A 16,820-nucleotide genomic window follows, 5' to 3' on the forward strand; every position below is an offset into this window, starting at 1 on the left:
GACCTCGGTTGATCCTTGAACGATCACCCGGAATGCAGGCTCGCCGTTGGCATGGGCGCATACCGCGGAGATCGCAGCCAAGCCGATCGCCGCACGGAGAATCGCTGAGCTGGGGTGTCCGTCGCTCCTCACCCCGTCGCCACCTCCCACAACAGCTTCAGGTTCAGCGCGACGATCACCGCCGCGATCCCCCACGCCAGCACCACCAGCCACCGCGGCGCCGCGAATTCCCCCATCACCTTGCGTGACCCCGTGAACGCCACCAGCGGGATCACCGCGAACGGCAGCTGGAGGCTCAGCACGACCTGGCTCAGCACCAAGAGGTCGGTCGCGCCCCGGTCGCCCGCGCTCGCCACCACCGCCACCGCGGGCACGATCGCCAGCCCGCGCGTGATCACCCGGCGCAGCCAGGGCGGCAGCCTGAGGTCGAGGAACCCCTCCATCACGATCTGCCCGGCGAGCGTGCCGGTCACCGTGGAGTTCTGCCCGCTCGCCAGCAGGGCGATCGCGAACACCGCGCTCGCCGCGCCCACCCCCAGCATCGGCGCCAGCAGGGCGTGCGCCTCTTCGATCTCCGCCACCTCGGTGCGCCCGGCGACGTGGAAGGTCGCCGCCGCCAGGATCAGGATCGCGGCGTTGATGAAGAAGGCGAGGCCCAGCGCCACGGTCGAATCGATCGTCGCCAGCTTGAGCGCCTCGCGCTTGTCCGCCGGGTTGCGCGCGAAGGCGCGGGTCTGGACGATCGAGGAATGGAGGTACAGGTTGTGCGGCATCACCGTCGCACCCAGGATGCCGATCGCGATATAGAGCATCGCCGGGTTGCTGAGGATCTCCGGCGTCGGCACCAGCCCGCGCGCCACCCCGCCCCAGTCCGGCCCCGCCCAGAACAATTCGAACGCGAAGCAGGTGGCGATTACCACCAGAAGCGCGACGATGAACGCCTCCAGCCGGCGGAAGCCGTAGCGCTGGAGCGCGAGGATCAGGAACACGTCCACCGCGGTCACGCACACGCCCCAGACCAAAGGCAGGCCGAACAGCAGTTTGAGCGCGATGGCGGTGCCGAGCACCTCGGCCAGGTCGCAGGCGATGATCGCCAGCTCGCACAACACCCACAGCACCAGGGTGACCGGCCGCGAATACTGCGCGCGGCACGCTTGCGCCAGATCGAGCCCCGCGCCGATCCCCAGCCGCGCCGACAGCGCCTGGAGCACGATCGCCATCAGGTTCGAGAGCAGGATGACCGATAGCAGGGTGTAGCCGAACGCCGAGCCGCCGGCGATGTCGGTCGCCCAATTCCCCGGGTCCATATAGCCGACCGCGACAAGGTAGCCTGGCCCGGCGAAGGCGGCGAGCTTGCGCCAGAAGCCGGCGCCGCGCGCGGGCACCGGCACGCTGGCGAAGCTGCCTTCGAGGGATCGGAAGCTCGGCATGGTCGTGTCGCTGGCCGGCGGCGGCGCCATTCGGGTCCCCTTTGCATCTGTCTGTGCGGGGAGACGCTTCGCGGCGCAACTCTTTCCCTCGGGATCAAGGCTTGACGGCCGCCGCGCCATAACTAAAGTTATCCCACAAGGCGCCCGCGAACGACGGGTGCGGGGAGAGGCGGATGAGGCTGGGTGCGGACATTGCCGCGGTGGTGACGGGCGGCGCCTCGGGGCTGGGCCACGCCACTGCTACCGCGCTGCGCAACGCGGGCGTCAAGGTGGCGCTGTTCGACAAGAATGCCGAGATCGGCCCAGAGGCGGCAGCGCGGATCGGTGCCACCTATTGCGAGGTCGACGTGATGGACGAGGCCAGCGTGATCGCCGGCTTCGCGGCGGCGCGCGCGGCCAACGGGCAGGAGCGGGTGCTGGTGAACTGCGCCGGCGGCGGCTTCGGCGGGCCGAACAAGACGGTGGCGCGATCCAAGGAGGACGGATCGATCGTTCCCTATCCGATCGGCAACTATCAGAAGACCATCGAGCTAAACCTGGTCGGCTCGTTCCGCTGCATCGTCCATGCCGCGGCGGGGATGATGACCCTGGAGCCGACCGAGGACGGCGACCGCGGCGCGATCGTCAACACCGCCAGCGTCGCGGCGGAGGAGGGGCAGATCGGCCAGGTCGCTTATGCCAGCGCCAAGGCGGGCGTGGTCGGCATGACCCTGGTGGTGGCGCGCGATCTTTCGGGCGAGGGCATCCGCTGCAACACCATCCTGCCCGGCATCTTCGACACGCCCCTGCTCGGCCGCGCCAAGCCGCAGGTCAAGGCGGCGCTGGCGGCGATGGTGCCGTTTCCGAAGCGGCTCGGCATGCCGGAGGAATATGCCGCGCTGGCGCTGGAGATGATCCGCAACGCCTATCTCAACGGCGAGGACATCCGGCTGGACGGCGGCATCCGGATGGCGCCGCGATAAGATCTCCCTCTCTCGCGTGCGGGAGAGGGTCGGGGAGAGGGCAATGCGGAGAGGTGGGCACAGGCCCTCTCCCCGCCCCTCTCCCGCAAGCGGGAGAGGGAGAGACATGAACTTCGACTATTCCGACGACCAGAAGATGCTCAAGGACGAGGCGCGCAAGTTCCTCGACGCCAAATGCCCGCCCCCGGTAGTCCGCGGCGTGCTCGACGATGACGCGCGCGCCTATGACGAGGCGCTGTGGAAGGGCGTCGCCGAACAGGGCTGGCTCGGCGCGGCGATCCCCGAAAGCTATGGCGGGCTCGGCCTCGGCCATGTCGAACTCTGCGCGCTCGCCGAGGAGCTCGGCCGCGCCTGCGCGCCGATCCCCTTCGCCTCCACCGTCTATTTCGTCGCCGAGGCGCTGATGCTCCACGGCTCGGAGGAGCAGAAGGAGAAATGGCTGCCGCGCATCGCCGCGGGCACGGTGATCGGCGGCTTCGCCACCAGCGAGGGGCCCGGCCCGGTGACGCCGCGCTCGGTGCGCGCCTCGGTCTCCGGCGGCACGCTCTCGGGCGAGAAACTGCCCGTCACCGACGGCGACGTCGCCGACCTCTACGTGGTGCTCGCGCGCGACGGCCTCTACCTAGTCGAGAAGGGGCAGGGCGTCTCCGCCGAAGTGCTCAAGACGCTCGACCCGACCCGCTCGGTCGCGCGCGTCACCTTTGCCGAGGCCCCCGCCGAGCGGCTCGGCAGCGACGACGGCATGACCGCGATGCAGGCGGTGCTCGATCGCGCCGCGGTGCTGCTCGCCTTCGAACAGATCGGCGGCGCGGACAAATGCCTGGAGATGGCCAAGGCCTATGCGCTGGAGCGCCACGCCTTCGGCCGCGCCATCGCCGGCTATCAGGCGATCAAGCACAAGCTGGCCGACATCTACGTGAAGAACGAGGTCGCGCGCTCCAACGCCTATTACGGCGCCTGGGCGCTCAACACCTCCGCCGCCGAACTGCCCCTCGCCGCCGCCACCGCGCGCGTCGCGGCCAGCGAGGCGTTCTGGTTCGCCGCCAAGGAGAACATCCAGACGCATGGCGGCATCGGCTTCACCTGGGAAGCGGACCCGCAGCTCTACTACCGCCGCTCGCGCCAGCTCAGCCTGGTGGCGGGCGCGCCGGCGCTGTGGCGCGAGCGGCTGGTCAGCCAGCTGGAGCGGAAGAACGCGGCGTGATGCCAACCTCCGTTCGCCCTGAGCGAAGTCGAAGGGCATGTGCTTCGACTTCGCTCAGCACGAACGGGTGAGGAGACGAGACATGGACTTCAACGACACCCCCGAGGAAGCCGAATACCGCGCCACCGCGCGCGCCTGGCTGGAGAAGAACGTCGCCGAGCACAAGGCGCTTCCCCACGCCGACGACATGGCCGCGGGCCGCGCCTGGCAGAAGCGCAAGGCGGAGGCGGGCTACGCCCAGATCACCTGGCGCAAGGATTGGGGCGGTCCCGGCGGCACCCCGATCCAGTCGGTGATCTTCGGCCAGGAAGAGGCCAAGCACCCCGTCCAATACGGCTATTTCACCATCGGCCTCGGCATGTGCGTGCCCACGGTGATGGCCTTCGCCGACGACGAGACCAAGCACCGCTTCGTCGGCCCGGCACTGCGCGGTGAGGAGATCTGGTCGCAGCTCTTCTCCGAGCCCGCCGGCGGATCGGACGTCGCGGCGATCCGCACCCGCGCCGTCCGCGATGGCGAGGACTGGGTCGTCAACGGCCAGAAGGTGTGGACCTCCGGCGCGCACTACTCGGATTACGGCATCCTGCTGGTCCGCACCAACCCCGATGTGCCCAAGCACAAGGGGCTGACCATGTTCTGGCTCGACCTGCGCTCGCCCGGCGTCGAGATCCGGCCGATCCACCAGATGTCCGGCGGCTCGAACTTCAACGAAGTGTGGTTCACCGACGTGCGCATCCCCGACAGCCAGCGGCTGGGCGCGGTGGACGACGGCTGGAAGGTCGCCTTGGTCACGCTGATGAACGAGCGGCTGGCGGTGGGCGGCGGTGGCGGCGCGGGGCCCAGGGAGATCCTGGAGCTCGCGCGCGAACTGCCCGCGATGGAGGGCACGCTCCTGAACGACCCCGCCTTCCGCCAGAAACTGGCCGACTGGTACGTCCAGTCGGAAGGCCTGCGCAACACGCGCATGCGCACCATCACCGCCTTGAGCCGCGGCCAGACGCCGGGCCCGGAAAGCTCGATCGGCAAGATCATCGCCGCCAACCAGCTGCAGGACCTCGGCAACGCCGCGGTGGAGGCGGAGGACCAATATGGCATCCTCGCCGACCCTGCGCTGATGCCGATGAAGGCGCTGTTCCAGTCCGCCGTGATGAACGCCCCCGGCCTGCGCATCGCCGGCGGCACCGACGAGATCCTGAAGAACATCATCGCCGAACGCGTGCTGGGCCTGCCCGGCGAGATCCGCACGGACAAGGACGCCGCGTTCAAGGACCTGGCGGTGGGGCGGTAGGGGGGCCACCCACCGTCACCCCGGCCTCGTGCCGGGGTCCACCGGGCGGCGAGTTGCAACGCTGGCGGGGAGGCACCGGCCATGCGCCTTCATTTGGAGAAGGCGAACTCAGCCCTCAACCCACCAGGCGTTTCGCCGAGCATCACGGTGGACCCCGGCACAAGGCCGGGGTGACGGGTTGGGGAGAACGGCGCAGCTGGTTCTCGGGGGCGGGAGTAGGATCGCCAACGCTCGGAGGATCGCTCCAACGGTTGGCTATGTCGGCAGATGCCGAACAATAAACTCTGCTCTCTCCCTGACCGATTTTGATCGATCGGACAGGAGCGATGCCGCCCAGGCGCGAGCATCGGTCGTGTCGAGCATATGCCGAATGATGCCAGTTAGCGCCACCCGCCGCACAACCGCTGACTTGTCAGCCACTCCACGCGCGATGAAGTTCTGCCGAGATACCGTCCTGGCCAAAGGCCGATGATCGAACGTCGTCTCCCGACGACGCAGGCCATAGGTTTTGTCGATCCACCGCCAGGCCTTGCCGGAAGGCCACTCAGCCTTGCCGTCGATCAGGGCCGCCAAAGCCACAGCACGGACCGCCGGCTGAGTAGCGTAGAACGCAAGCGTCTCCAGGTGGCGGTCAAGCGCGGGTGTACGAAGAGCGTAGCGCAACGTCGATGCTTGTGGTCCTGTCGTGGCGCTAGACATAAGGCCGGCCAGTTCGGCCGCCACATCGCTTCGACCGAACACTTGATCGATAATCGCACGCTCTTCACGCCACCTGCGCCAACTGGCCTGCCTCACAAGGAGCTCCGCGGCTGTTTGGGCGACGATGCCAGGATCGGTGATCGGGAAGGAGCGGTTCGCACAACGAGTTGCAGCTTGGCGAACAGGTTCTGCCCAATCGTTGAGCCTCCACAAGACTGCGGCAAAAAGGAAGGGGTTTGGCAGGCCGCCTGTAACCTTGAGAAGCGCGGCTTCGCGGAGGCGTCCATCTCGATGAAAAATGAAAAGGTACTCGAGCCCAGGAGTTCGAAGCAGCTGCGCAGCTCCGCTCGGCTGACGCGTAAACAACCTGCTCAATGGTGACAGATGCACTTGCCGATGAAGGTCTGCTGCTGCCGCAATCTCCCCATCTACTCTCGCAACATGGCCAGGATCTATATCAGATAATAAAGCAAGCGCCGTTTTCAATGGTCGGGCAGGGTCCTCGCCGGTCTTTAGCTTGTTCCCCACTTCCGTCAGTGACGCAACTAAAGCAGGTGACAAGAGAGCGGGCGTATAGACCACTAACTGGAAATGCATGACTGGGACGGTCAGGTCAACGTTGATCGTCAGCAAGCAGACGAAGCGGGAGCCCGGGTCGAGCCCGGGGTGACGAGACCTACCGCTCCAGCCCCACCCGTCGCGCCAGCCAGCGTGCCGCCGCCGCGGGCGTCTCCTTCGCCGCGTCGCGGTCCACCCGGTAGTTCGCCTCGCGCATCGCCGCCACCGGCACCCGGCCGAGCAGCGGGGTCAGCGCCGCGGCGAACCGCGCGTCGCCGGCGCGCTCGGGCGCGAGCAGCAGCACCGCGTCATAGCCGGGGATGGCGTGCTTCGGATCGGCCAGCACCGTCAGCCCGTCCGCGGCGATGCGGCCGTCAGAGGAGAAGGCGCTGATCACGTCCGCGCGCCCGCTCGCCAGCGCACGGTACATGAAGGTCGGGCTGTACCGCGTCGCCCCGCCGAAGCGCAGGCCGTAGGCGCGCTGCACCGCGCGCCACTCGGGCCGGTCCAGGAATTCGAGGTCGCTGCCCAGGGTCAGCCCCGGCGCCTGCGCGGTGAGGTCGGCGAGCGTGGCAATCCCGCGCCGCTTCGCCGCCGGCCCGCGCATCGCAAAGGCATAGGCATTCTCGAACCCCAGCGATCCCAGCAGGCGGACGCGGTGCGTGGCGTGCGTCCACCGCGCCAGCGCGGCGAGCTGCTCGGCGCGCGGCGGCGCGTCGGTGCGGCGCATCGGCCCGGTCCACAAGGTGCCGGCATAGTCGACATACACGTCCACCGACCCGCCCGCGACCGCCTGGAAGGCCACCGCCGAGCCCAGCCCCTCGCGATACTCCACCCGATATCCGGCGCGCTCCAGCCGGTCGCCGATCAGCCGGGCGAGGATGAACTGTTCGGAGAAGTTCTTGGCGCCCACCACCACCGTTCGCCCGGTGCGTCCCGGCCAGAGCGGCACGCTCGCCGCCGCGGTGCCGGCGAGCAGCAGCGCCAGCGCCGCCCAGGCGAGCGCCGGCCGCCGCCGCCGCACCCCGAACTCGGCCAGTCCGAGCAAGGCGTCGACGCTCAGCGCCAGCGCCGCCGCGGCGATGCAGCCGGCCAGCACCTGCGGCCAGCTCTGCGTCTGGAGCCCGGCGAAGATCAGGTCGCCCAGGCTCGGCTGACCGACCGTGGTGGAGAGCGTCGCCGCGCCGATCGTCCACACCGCGGCGGTGCGCACCCCGGCCATCGCCACCGGCAGCGCCAGCGGCGCCTCCACCAGCCGCAGCTTCTGCGAGGGCGTCATGCCGATGCCGTCCGCCGCCTCGATCACCGCCGGGTCGATGCCGGTCAGGCCCGTCACCGTGTTCCGCAGGATCGGCAGCAAGGCGTAGAGGGTCAGCGCGAGCAGCGCGGGGAGGAAGCCGAGCGCGGGGATGCCGCCGCCGACCAGCCCGGAGAGCCAGAGCAGGATCGGGTAGAAGAGCGCGAGCAATGCGAGGCCGGGAATCGTCTGGATCAGGCTGGCGACCCCCAGCGCCACCCGCGCCACGGCGGGCCGCTTCGCCGACCACAGGCCGAGAGGCAGGCTGATCGCCAGCCCCAGCGCCAGCGCCGCCAGCGCGAGCAGCAGGTGTTGCGCGGCCAGCGTCGGCACGCGGGCGAACGCCTCGCTCACGCGAGCAGCCGCCGTGCCTGGTCACGCGGCACCGCCACCAGCGCCTGCGCGGCGTCTCCGCCTGCGCCGGCGAGCAAAGCGGCGGGCGTCTCGTCCGCGACGATCCGTCCCGCGTGCATCACCAGCACGCGCGTCGCGAGCAGCAGCGCCTCGGCCATGTCGTGCGTCACCATCACCGTCGTCAGCCCCAGCCGGTCGTGCAGCGCGCGCACCTTGCCGCCCAGCGCGTCGCGCGTGACCGGATCGAGCGCGCCGAACGGCTCGTCCATCAGCAGCAGCCGCGGCTCGGCGGCGAGCGCGCGCGCGACGCCGACGCGCTGGCGCTGCCCGCCGGAGAGCGCATCGGGGGTGCGCGCGGCGACCTCGTCGGGCAGGTCGACCAGCGCGAGCAGTTCGACGACGCGGTCGTCCGCGCGACCGGCCAGCCGCAGCGGCAACGCGATGTTCTCGCCCACGGTCAGGTGCGGGAAAAGGCCGACGTTCTGGAAGACATATCCGATCCGTCGACGCAGCAGCGGGGCGGAGCCGTCCGCGACATCCTGCCCGTCCAGCGTCACCCGCCCCGCGTCGGGCACGACCAGCCGGTTGGCGGTCTTGAGCAGGGTCGATTTGCCCGATCCCGAGGCGCCGACCAGCGCAACGAAGCTGCCCGCGGCGATCGCCACCGACACGCCATCCAGCGCCACGGTGTCGCCGAAGCGCTTGGTCACGCCCTCGAAGGCGAGCGTGGCGCTTTGCGCTGACATCGGCAGCGACGATGCGGGATGCTGTCGCAAAACACAAACGAAGGGGCGCATCCATGAAGGCGATCCTGGTGACGCGGCTGGTGCGTCGGGGTCGCGGACGTGGATGCGACGAGGCTCCGCGGAAACGCTGGCTATGCTCCCCGCCGACTGTGCGCGCGGCTACACAATGGACGTGCGCCAGCCTGACCAGTGGCAGGCGACGCTCGCCGGCCTTGCATCCGTCGCCGGGCAGCTCGACGTGTTTGCTCGGCATGGCGATGCCGTCCACACCTTCGTCGGCAAGACTGCACGCCGCCTCGCCTTCGCCGCGCGCTGGATGCCCGGCCGGTTGCGCAAGGGGATGCGCGCGTTGGTGCTGGGCGGCTGACGGTTCAGCGCGCCGCCACCGTCACGTCCGCGTTGGGCACCATCGCGCGGATCGCGGGCGAGTACATCGCCTCCACCTTGCTCGGCGGCAGGTGGAAGCGGCCGGCGCCGTTGAGGCGGAGCATGTAGCTCGCCTGGAAACGCCCGCGCGGCACCCAGGCGTAATAGCCGCGCCACGAGGCGTTGGTCCGCTCGACATAAGCGGGCATGACGCCGGCCTGCACCTCCCAGAGCTTGCCGTCGCCATCCACCGAGCCGAATTTCACCCCGTCACCGCCCGAGGCCTGGTCGGCGAGCACCTTCGACTGGCCGCCGAGATCGCCGAAGATCGTCGCGCCGGCGGGGATCGGATCGTCTACCACCACCCAGTTGCGCTCGGCGCTGGCGTCGACGGTCAGCGTCACCTTGACCACGTCGCCGCGGGTGAGGCGCCCGGCGACGCGGCGCTGCACCACCTCCACCTGGCGGGAGAGGCGGTAGCCGGCGGAGAGCGGCTGGCGGAGCGGCACCGCGGCGCGCACCGAAACGCTCGCCCACGGCCCCGCGCCGCCCGACTGGCGGAGCAGCAACGGCGTCGGCGCGGCGGGCAGCGGGAAGCTGGCAAGGCGCGCGCCGGTGTCGAGCGGCCAGCCCCTGGCGATCTGCCGGCTGCCGAGCGCCAGCGTGGTGGTGCCGGCGATCGCGGTGGCAGGATAGGTGCGCGCGAACTTTGCCACCGCCAGCGTGCCCCAGGCGTTGGCCGTCGTCGTGTCCCAACGCCCGCCCGCCTGGCGCTGCGCGACGCCGACCATCAGCCGCGGCCCATCGTCCTGCCAGCCGGGCCGGCCGACCACCGCGAGCAGAGCCTTGAGCGCGCCCTCGTCCGCCGATTGCATCAGCCACCAGGGCGCGCGCGACTGATCGGTCAGGTCGACGCGCGTGCCCTCATAGACGAAGCGGCGGCGCAGCTCCGCCTCGCCCGCGGCACGCAGGTCGGCGGCGTTGGCGAGGCCGGGGATGCGGTCCACCGCCATGATCCAGTCGGCGAGGCCGCTGGTCGGCATCTCGGCATTGGTGAGGCCTACCTGGCCGATCATCGCGGAGGTCGCCGCACCGGCGCGGGCGAGCGCGGTGAAGGCGGCGAGGCGCTGGAGGCGGACGTCGCCATAGCTCTCGTGGCGCAGCCGGCCGTCGAGCACGGCCTTCAATCCCTCGACCATCCGCGTCTTCGATGCCTCGGGGATCGCCAGCCCCGCCTCGCCGGCGAGCGAGAGGACATAGGCGGTGAGCGCCTCCGACCCGTCGAGCGTGTCGCTGGGCCAGTAGCGCAGCAGGCCATCGGGCGCCTGATAAGTCGGGATCTCGGCAGCCAGCTGCGTCCACCCCGCTTGGTCGCCCAGCGCGACCGCGCGGCTCATCCTCTGCTCGAAGCAGGTGTACGGATAAGCGGCCATGAACCGGCGCACCCCCGCCATCGGCGGCGCCAGCGTGTCCGACAAGGCGATATCGACCGAGCCGAAGCCGACGAGCGCGCCGCTGGGCGGGGTGATCGGGATGCGGGTGTCGCCGATCCGCGCCAGCGTTGCCGCCCAGGTCTCCACCGGCACGGCGGGCACCAGCTCCTGCGTCGCGGTCACCCGATCGGCGGCGCGACCGTCGGCGGCGCGCGCGGAGACCTGCCAGCGGATCGTGCCCTGACCGGAGGGTGCGGCGAGGTTCCACGCCACCGGCGCGGCGCCGCCCGCGGGGATGGTGACGGTGATCGGCTTGCCGCGGGCGATCTGCGGAGACAGCGCAACTTCGGCGGTGATCGTCATCGGCCGCGCCGAGCCGTTGCGCAGGGTGAACACGCCCGAATAGGCGTCGCCCGTGCGCACCAAGGGCGGCAGGCCGGCGTAGATCGACAGGTCCTGCGCGGTGCGGATGTCGGCGGTGCCGGTGCCGTAGAGCTGCGCGCCGTCGGTGGCGATCGCGACCAGCTTGAACGAGGAGAGGGCGTCATTGAGCTGCACTGGCACGCGCGCGCGACCGTTTGCGTCGAGCGGCACCCGGCCGCGCCAGAGCAGCACCGGCTGGAAGTTCTCGCGATTGAGCGCGCTCATGTCCGCGCCGCCGCCGCCGCCGGCTTCCACCGCCTTGCGGCCATAGTGGCGCTTGCCGACCACCTGGGTCTGCGCGGTGGAGGTGAGAACCGAAAGCGGCCGCTCGCCCATCATCGCGGTGAGCACGTTCCACGAGTCATTCGGCGCGAGCTGGAGCAGCGCCTGGTCGACCGCGGCGAAGGCGACATCGGCCTGGCGCGCAGGTTTGCCGCTCGGGTCACGCACTTCGATGGCGACGTTGGCGGTCTCGCGCGCGGCGTAGCGCGGCTTGTCAGCGGCGACCTTGACCTGGAGCGTGTGCGCTTCCCAGCCGACCTTCACCTTGGCGATGCCGAGCCGGTAGGCGGGTTTCGACAGATCGACCAGCGCGGTCGGCGCGGGCGCCTCTTCGCGGGCGCCGAACAATCCCTTGAACCAGCCCCACCAGCTCTGCTGCACGCGCCCGCGCACCGCCAGCACCGAGACGAACACGTCGGGTGCATAGGCGCCGGGCATCTTCACCTCGACCACCGGATCGGTGCCGGAGAGATGCGTGGTGAAGCTGGACAGCACGCCCTCGCGCTCCACCGTCACCAGCGCAGTCGCCTCGCGGAATGGCATGCGCACCTGGAAGCGCGCGGTCTCGCCCGCCTTGTAGGACTGCTGCTCGGCGACCACGTCCATCCGGTCACCGTTGTCGCCGCCGAACCACCAGTCATCGTCGCCGGCGAGCCACACCGAGCGCACCGCGCGTGACGTATTGCCGTCCGCATCGGTGGCGGTGGCGACCGCATACACCTCGCCCGAGACGCCGGGGTCGACCGCGCATTGCGCCAGCCCCTGCGCGTCGGTGGTGGCGGTGCAGCTCGCAGAGAGCTTCTCGGTGCGGACCTGGTTGTCGTAAGCGTAGAAGCCGCCGATCAGCCGGCGCCGTGCCGTCAGGATCTGGCGCGAATAGAGCGCTACCGTGATCTTCTGTCCCTCGATCGGCTTGCCGGCGGGGTCGAGCGCGACGAAGCGCAGGCGCAGATCGTCCTGCTTCATCAACCAGCCGTCCGTCTTGACGCCGAGCTGGACGCGCGAGGGCAGGATCGGGATCACGCGCGAGGCGGTAAGCGTCTGGCCGTTGGCGTCCTGATAATCCATCTCGACGGTCATGTCCGCGGCGCCGTCCAATGCGGGCACGTCGATCGTCTGCCGTCGCGCGCCGTTCGCGCCGAGCGTGGCGGGCAGCAGCTGGACGGGCGGCAGCGGCGCCTGCTCCTCCTCGCCGTCGCCGTTGAGCGGCTTCACCCCCTCGGCGATCGCGCGACCGCCGAAGGTGTAGGTCTCGTATCCATCGGGCGCGGAGTCGCGGCGCGTATAGGCAACGCGTACGTCGACCGCGAGATTGGCCGCGCCGCCGCCGGAGAGATAGCCGGCGTAGAGGTCGACCGGCAGCGACCGCGGGCGCACCGCCGGGTCCTTGGGTCCAGTCACGGTCGCGCGCATCGTCGGCAGTCTGTATTCGTCGACGCGGAACGACTGTTCGGTGAAGACGGTGGTGCCGTCGGGCTTGACGAAGCGCAGGTCGTAGTCGCCCATCGGGGCGCCCTGCGGCGCCGCCCAGCTCGTCTCGCCGACGCCATCCGCGCCGATCGCCAGCGGCATCTCGAACACGGTCTCCGAGCCGCGATGCGCGAGGCGGAGCGTACCGGTGAACCCCGGCGGAATCGTGAAGCCGCTGCCATCGGGCTGGCGGACGATGTGCTTCATGTGCACCGTCTCGCCCTGGCGGACGAGCGCGCGATCGAACACGGTGTGGACGATCTCGCCGCGCGCCGAATAGCCATAGGGCAGGTCGAAGTCGTAGGGCCGGATGCCCTCGCCCCATTCGGTCAGCGCGAAGCTCATGTCGTCGCCGCGCCGCGCGGAGACCATCAGCGGGTGCGGGCTGCTCTCGTACTCGCAGCCGCCATAGGTCTGCGGCTCGGGCAAGCCGGGCGGCACCATCAGCCCGCCCGAACGATCGGTGACGCCGCGCGCGAGCAATTTGCCCGTGCAGCTATCGGTGACGCGGATCTCGGCATTGGCGGCGGGCTTGCCGCTGTCGAGTTCTGTCACCCAGGCGAGGCTCTTCTCCCGCCCCCATTTGAAGTGGACCGACAGGTTGGTGACCAGCGCCGCGGCGGCGACGTAGCGCGGCGCCTTGCGCCCCAGCAGCGCCTCGCCCAGCACCGGGCTGGCCAGTTCGACCACGTAGAAGCCGGGCTTCGACAGCGGAATGCCAACCACCTCGAAGGCACGGCCCTTGCCGGGCAGGCCGACGGTGAGCGCGGCACCCTCGCTCAGGATCGCCTTGTCGCCGGTGTGATTGATCCGGCGCACCACCTCGCCCTTGGCGTCGCGTACCTCCTCGACATTGCTGTCGTCGGCCTTGTCCACCTTGCGCAGCCAGTCCGCGACCGCGCCGTCACCGCCCTCGACCCGCAGCGACTGGCCGGCGACCGTGAGATTGCGGCCCTGCAACGCAACCGTGAGGTTGCGGCCCTGCAACGCCGGCTCGACGTTGCGGACGGTGACGGGAAGGACGCCGCCTTCCTTCGCCTCGAGGATGCCGAACGGCGCGGCGAACTTCACCAAGGGCGGCGCCTGGTCGAAGCGGATCGCCAGCGGGAAGCGCTCCGCATTGGACAGCGTGCGCCCGCTCTCGTCCTTCACCCCCGCCGGCAGCGTCAGCGTGCCCGCCACCCCAGCGGCGAACGGCGGCGCGAACGCCACATCGCTGATCGTCGCGCGCTTCTTATCGTCGTCCGAGAAGGTGGGCGAAACCGTCTTGCCATCGGGCAGCGCGATGCGGATGCCCTTCGCGGCGGACATCGGCACCGGTGCGGAGAAGCGCACATAGGCCTTCTCGACCGGGCTGCACCCCGCCTGCGCGTTCACCCGCGAACATTCGAACCGCGCCGCGAACGGCTTGCGCACGGTGAAGTCGAAGCGCTGGTCCGCCCCCGCGGTCTTGCCGTTCGCGCCGGCGATCCCCGCGCCCCAGACCAGCGACACATCGCGCTCCGGCGGCAGCGGCCGGCCGCATTGCAGCGCGACGACGCTGGCGAGCGCGCGGGCACGCGTCGCGGCATCGGTGGGCACGGTGGTCGGCAGCCCGCCGTTCTCCAGAAAGTTGCGCGTCTGCCAGTCGTCGCTGCCCATCGCGCCCAGCAACTTGCCCGGCACCTCGGGCCCAAGCACGCGCACCGGGATCTTCTCGCCGATCCCGTCCACCGCGCAATAAGCGTTGGCGGCCACCGACGCGGGCGTCGCGGGCATGTTCGCCGCGACCAGGAACGCCTGGTCCTCCTCGATCTCGTCGCCGCTCCCAGAGGGAAGCACCGCGCGCGCGGTCGGCCCGCCGGAATCGACGGTGAAGCTGCGCTGCGCGGGCAGTTCATAGCCCGCGGCGGAGCGCAGCCCTTCGCGCGTCTTGACGGTGCAGGTGGTGCCGCCCGGCAGCCCGGTCGCAAACTCCCAGACCCAGGTCTGCTGGTCGACCCAGCGGCCCTCGCCGCCGATCGCGCACTCCACCGTGGCCGGCGCCGCGGCGCGGGGATCGCCCAGCGGCACCATCGCCTGGCTGAACCGGAGGGTGAACCGCTCGATCGCACCGCCACCGATGCCGGGCGTTGCCAGGATCACCTGCGGGCTCGAGTCCCCCGAAGCCGCCAGCGGTGCGATGGCCAGCGCCAGCAGCGCGATCCGGGTCCACAGGCGCATTCCGATCTCCCTTGGCAACGAGCTTATCGGTTGCGCGCGGGCGGGGGAAGCGTAGCGCTGCCGGGCGGGTTCTGGTCCAAAACGGAGACGATCCGGGCGTTTGCGCTTGCTTCGCATGTATTTGTCCGGGGATACGCTGGGCCTGAAGGGGGACGTGGGTGTGGGGGCACTCGTCTGGCTGGTCGACGCGTGCCTGCGCGAGGCGCTGCTGTTCGCCGGCGCCGGCTTCCTCGTCGGCGGCATCGACGATCTCGCCATCGACCTGATGTGGCTGCGCGGCCGCATCGTCGCCCGCTTCGCCGCGCCACCCTCGATCGACACCCTGCCCCGCGCCGATCCGCCGCTGCGTCTCGCGATCTTCGTACCCGCCTGGCGCGAGGATCGGGTGATCGGCGCGATGCTGCGCAGTGCGCTCGGACGCATCCGGCACGCCGATTATGCGATCTATGTCGGCGCCTATCCCAACGATCCCGCGACCATCGCCGCGGTCGAGGCGGTGGACGATCCGCGCGTCCGGCTGGTGATCGGTCCGGTGCCGGGGCCAACTACCAAAGCCGGCAATCTCAATGCGATGTGGTCAGCTTTGCGTTCGGACGATGCCGCCGCGGGGCGTGCCACCGACGCGCTGATCCTGCATGACGCCGAGGACGTGGTCGACGCAGACGAGCTACGGATCCACGACGCGCTGCTGCGCAGCCATGTCGCGGTGCAGGTGCCGGTGGTGCCGCTGATCGACCCCGCGCATCGCCTGGTCAGCGGTCACTATGCCGACGAATTCGCGGAGAGCCACAGCAAGAATCTGATCATCCGCGCGGACCTCGGCCATGGCCTGCCGCTCGCCGGCGTCGGCTGCGCGATCCGCTGCGAGGTGCTCGCGATGCTCGGAGGCCAGACGCCGTTCGATCCCGGCAGCCTCACCGAAGACTATGAGCTGGGCCTGAAGCTCGGCGCATCGGGTCATGCGGTGGCGTTCGCGCGCTATCGCAATCTCGGCGGACGACTGATCGCCACCCGTGCCTATTTCCCGAGCCGCATATCGACCGCGGTGCGGCAGAAGGCGCGCTGGATGGTCGGCATTGCGCTCGCTGGATGGGACCGGACCGGCTGGTCGCGCGGGCTCGCTTGGCGCGACCATTGGATGCGGATGCGTGACCGCCGCGCGCCATTGGCCGTGCTGGTGCTTGCCGCCGCTTACCTGGCGCTGGTCGCCTGGGGACTGTCGCTTGTCCTGCACGCGCTGGTCGGAACGCCAGTGCCGCCGCTCGGCCCGGCTCTGCGCAGGCTGACGATGGTCAACACGGCGCTGCTCGCCTGGCGCCTCGCGATGCGGATCGCAATGACAAGCGGCCTCTATGGCTGGCGCGAGGGAGCGCGCGCGATCCCGCGATTGCTGGTGGCGAACTACATCTCGCTGCTTGCCGTGAGCAAGGCGTTGCGGCGCTATCTCGGCACGCTCCGCGGTACGCCCGTGCGCTGGGACAAGACCGAGCATGTCTTTCCCGCAGAGGCCATGCTCGCGGAGGCGCCGTGACGGGGCGGGGCCGCCCGATCCGCTTCCTGATCGCGGTGGTCGGCGTCTGGGTGGGCGTCCGCGCGGCGCTGCTGTGGCCGATGGCGGAGGTGTTGCCGAAGGCGGCACGCGTGCTGGTGCCGCCCGCCGCGGCCGAGGGGACGAGTGTCCGAAGAGTGATGCGGACCTTTAAGCCGGTGCCCGTGCGGACGATTACACGGGCTGCGTCGCGACTCTCGACCGAAAAAGTCCCCGAGGGGATGGCCCACGTGGCCCCTTCGATCGGTGCCGACGCCGCCTTTCCCCGGAAGATCGCCGGGATCGTCGTACCGGCCGCAGGGCATGTGCCCGTCGATGCATCGCCGCTGCCGGGCACAGGCTACCCGCCGGCGTTCCGCGCCTCGCGCTGGAGCGGCAGCGGCTGGGCAATCGCGCGGCCCGGCGGCCGGGCGACGCCCTTCGCCAGCCAACTCGGCGGCAGCCAGGCGGGCCTGCGCCTCGCCTACGCGCTGAACGATGCGCGTCGGGTCGCGGTCTACGGCCGCGTCTCCGCCGCACTCGACAGCCGGCAGCAGGAGGGGGCGATCGGGTTGGAC

Annotated in this window: 9 protein-coding genes and 2 pseudogenes; 6 read left to right on the forward strand and 5 right to left on the reverse strand. The window is 70.4% G+C overall.

The window, feature by feature from the left end:
• Nucleotides 1-128 precede the first annotated feature (128 nt).
• Entirely contained in the window at nucleotides 129-1,460 is a 1,332-nt protein-coding gene (locus tag ACFDTH_RS01650) for an Nramp family divalent metal transporter (protein ID WP_375285762.1), read from the reverse strand.
• A 143-nt stretch (nucleotides 1,461-1,603) separates the two neighbouring features.
• On the opposite strand from ACFDTH_RS01650, the gene ACFDTH_RS01655 reads away from it, so the two are divergent.
• From ACFDTH_RS01655 to ACFDTH_RS01665, 3 genes are all read left to right on the forward strand, one after another.
• A complete protein-coding gene (locus tag ACFDTH_RS01655; RefSeq protein ID WP_375285763.1) occupies nucleotides 1,604-2,392 on the forward strand; it encodes an SDR family NAD(P)-dependent oxidoreductase in 789 nt (262 codons plus the stop codon).
• Between the two features lie 106 nt (nucleotides 2,393-2,498).
• Nucleotides 2,499-3,596: an acyl-CoA dehydrogenase family protein gene (locus tag ACFDTH_RS01660; RefSeq protein WP_375285764.1), complete on the forward strand. Its 1,098-nt coding sequence runs from the start codon at nucleotides 2,499-2,501 to the stop codon at nucleotides 3,594-3,596.
• A gap of 82 nt (nucleotides 3,597-3,678) precedes the next feature.
• The gene (locus ACFDTH_RS01665; RefSeq protein ID WP_375285765.1) at nucleotides 3,679-4,884 is read left to right on the forward strand and encodes an acyl-CoA dehydrogenase family protein; all 1,206 of its coding nucleotides are present in this window, start codon (nucleotides 3,679-3,681) and stop codon (nucleotides 4,882-4,884) included.
• Between the two features lie 255 nt (nucleotides 4,885-5,139).
• Here ACFDTH_RS01665 and ACFDTH_RS01670 read toward each other — a convergent pair whose 3' ends face one another.
• Genes ACFDTH_RS01670 through ACFDTH_RS01680 form a run of 3 tightly spaced genes read right to left on the reverse strand, consistent with a single transcriptional unit; the run spans nucleotide 5,140 to nucleotide 8,538 of the window.
• Nucleotides 5,140-6,216, reverse strand: a complete 1,077-nt coding sequence (locus ACFDTH_RS01670) for a hypothetical protein (protein WP_375285766.1) — start codon at nucleotides 6,214-6,216, stop codon at nucleotides 5,140-5,142.
• A gap of 43 nt (nucleotides 6,217-6,259) precedes the next feature.
• Entirely contained in the window at nucleotides 6,260-7,792 is a 1,533-nt protein-coding gene (locus ACFDTH_RS01675; protein WP_375285767.1) for an ABC transporter permease/substrate-binding protein, read from the reverse strand.
• A complete protein-coding gene (locus ACFDTH_RS01680) occupies nucleotides 7,789-8,538 on the reverse strand; it encodes an ATP-binding cassette domain-containing protein (RefSeq protein ID WP_375285768.1) in 750 nt (249 codons plus the stop codon). Before ACFDTH_RS01680 ends, ACFDTH_RS01675 begins: the two co-directional genes overlap by 4 nt.
• A 244-nt stretch (nucleotides 8,539-8,782) precedes the next feature.
• Here ACFDTH_RS01680 and ACFDTH_RS01685 point away from each other — a divergent pair.
• A pseudogene (locus tag ACFDTH_RS01685) lies at nucleotides 8,783-8,905 on the forward strand (short-chain dehydrogenase); the annotation flags it as partial.
• A gap of 4 nt (nucleotides 8,906-8,909) precedes the next feature.
• On the opposite strand, the gene ACFDTH_RS01690 reads toward ACFDTH_RS01685, so the two are convergent.
• A complete protein-coding gene (locus tag ACFDTH_RS01690; protein WP_375285769.1) occupies nucleotides 8,910-14,714 on the reverse strand; it encodes an alpha-2-macroglobulin in 5,805 nt (1,934 codons plus the stop codon).
• 115 nt (nucleotides 14,715-14,829) lie between these two features.
• Between ACFDTH_RS01690 and ACFDTH_RS01695 the strand changes: the two genes are divergently transcribed.
• Nucleotides 14,830-16,245 carry a glycosyl transferase family protein gene (locus tag ACFDTH_RS01695; RefSeq protein WP_375285770.1) on the forward strand — a complete coding sequence of 472 codons (1,416 nt, stop codon included), beginning with the start codon at nucleotides 14,830-14,832 and terminating at the stop codon, nucleotides 16,243-16,245.
• A pseudogene (locus ACFDTH_RS01700) lies at nucleotides 16,242-16,820 on the forward strand (hypothetical protein); the annotation flags it as partial. The gene ACFDTH_RS01695 and the pseudogene ACFDTH_RS01700, both read left to right, overlap by 4 nt.

The organism is Sphingomonas sp. (assembly GCF_042096255.1).
In the GTDB taxonomy this organism is placed as follows: Bacteria; Pseudomonadota; Alphaproteobacteria; order Sphingomonadales; family Sphingomonadaceae; genus Sphingomonas.

Coding starts and splice junctions, on each gene's coding strand:
- ACFDTH_RS01650 (WP_375285762.1), bottom strand. CDS start 1,460: ATGGCGCCGCCGCCGGCCAGCGACACGACCATGCCGAGCTTCCGATCC.
- ACFDTH_RS01655 (WP_375285763.1), top strand. CDS start 1,604: ATGAGGCTGGGTGCGGACATTGCCGCGGTGGTGACGGGCGGCGCCTCG.
- ACFDTH_RS01660 (WP_375285764.1), top strand. CDS start 2,499: ATGAACTTCGACTATTCCGACGACCAGAAGATGCTCAAGGACGAGGCG.
- ACFDTH_RS01665 (WP_375285765.1), top strand. CDS start 3,679: ATGGACTTCAACGACACCCCCGAGGAAGCCGAATACCGCGCCACCGCG.
- ACFDTH_RS01680 (WP_375285768.1), bottom strand. CDS start 8,538: ATGTCAGCGCAAAGCGCCACGCTCGCCTTCGAGGGCGTGACCAAGCGC.
- ACFDTH_RS01690 (WP_375285769.1), bottom strand. CDS start 14,714: ATGCGCCTGTGGACCCGGATCGCGCTGCTGGCGCTGGCCATCGCACCG.
- ACFDTH_RS01695 (WP_375285770.1), top strand. CDS start 14,830: ATGTATTTGTCCGGGGATACGCTGGGCCTGAAGGGGGACGTGGGTGTG.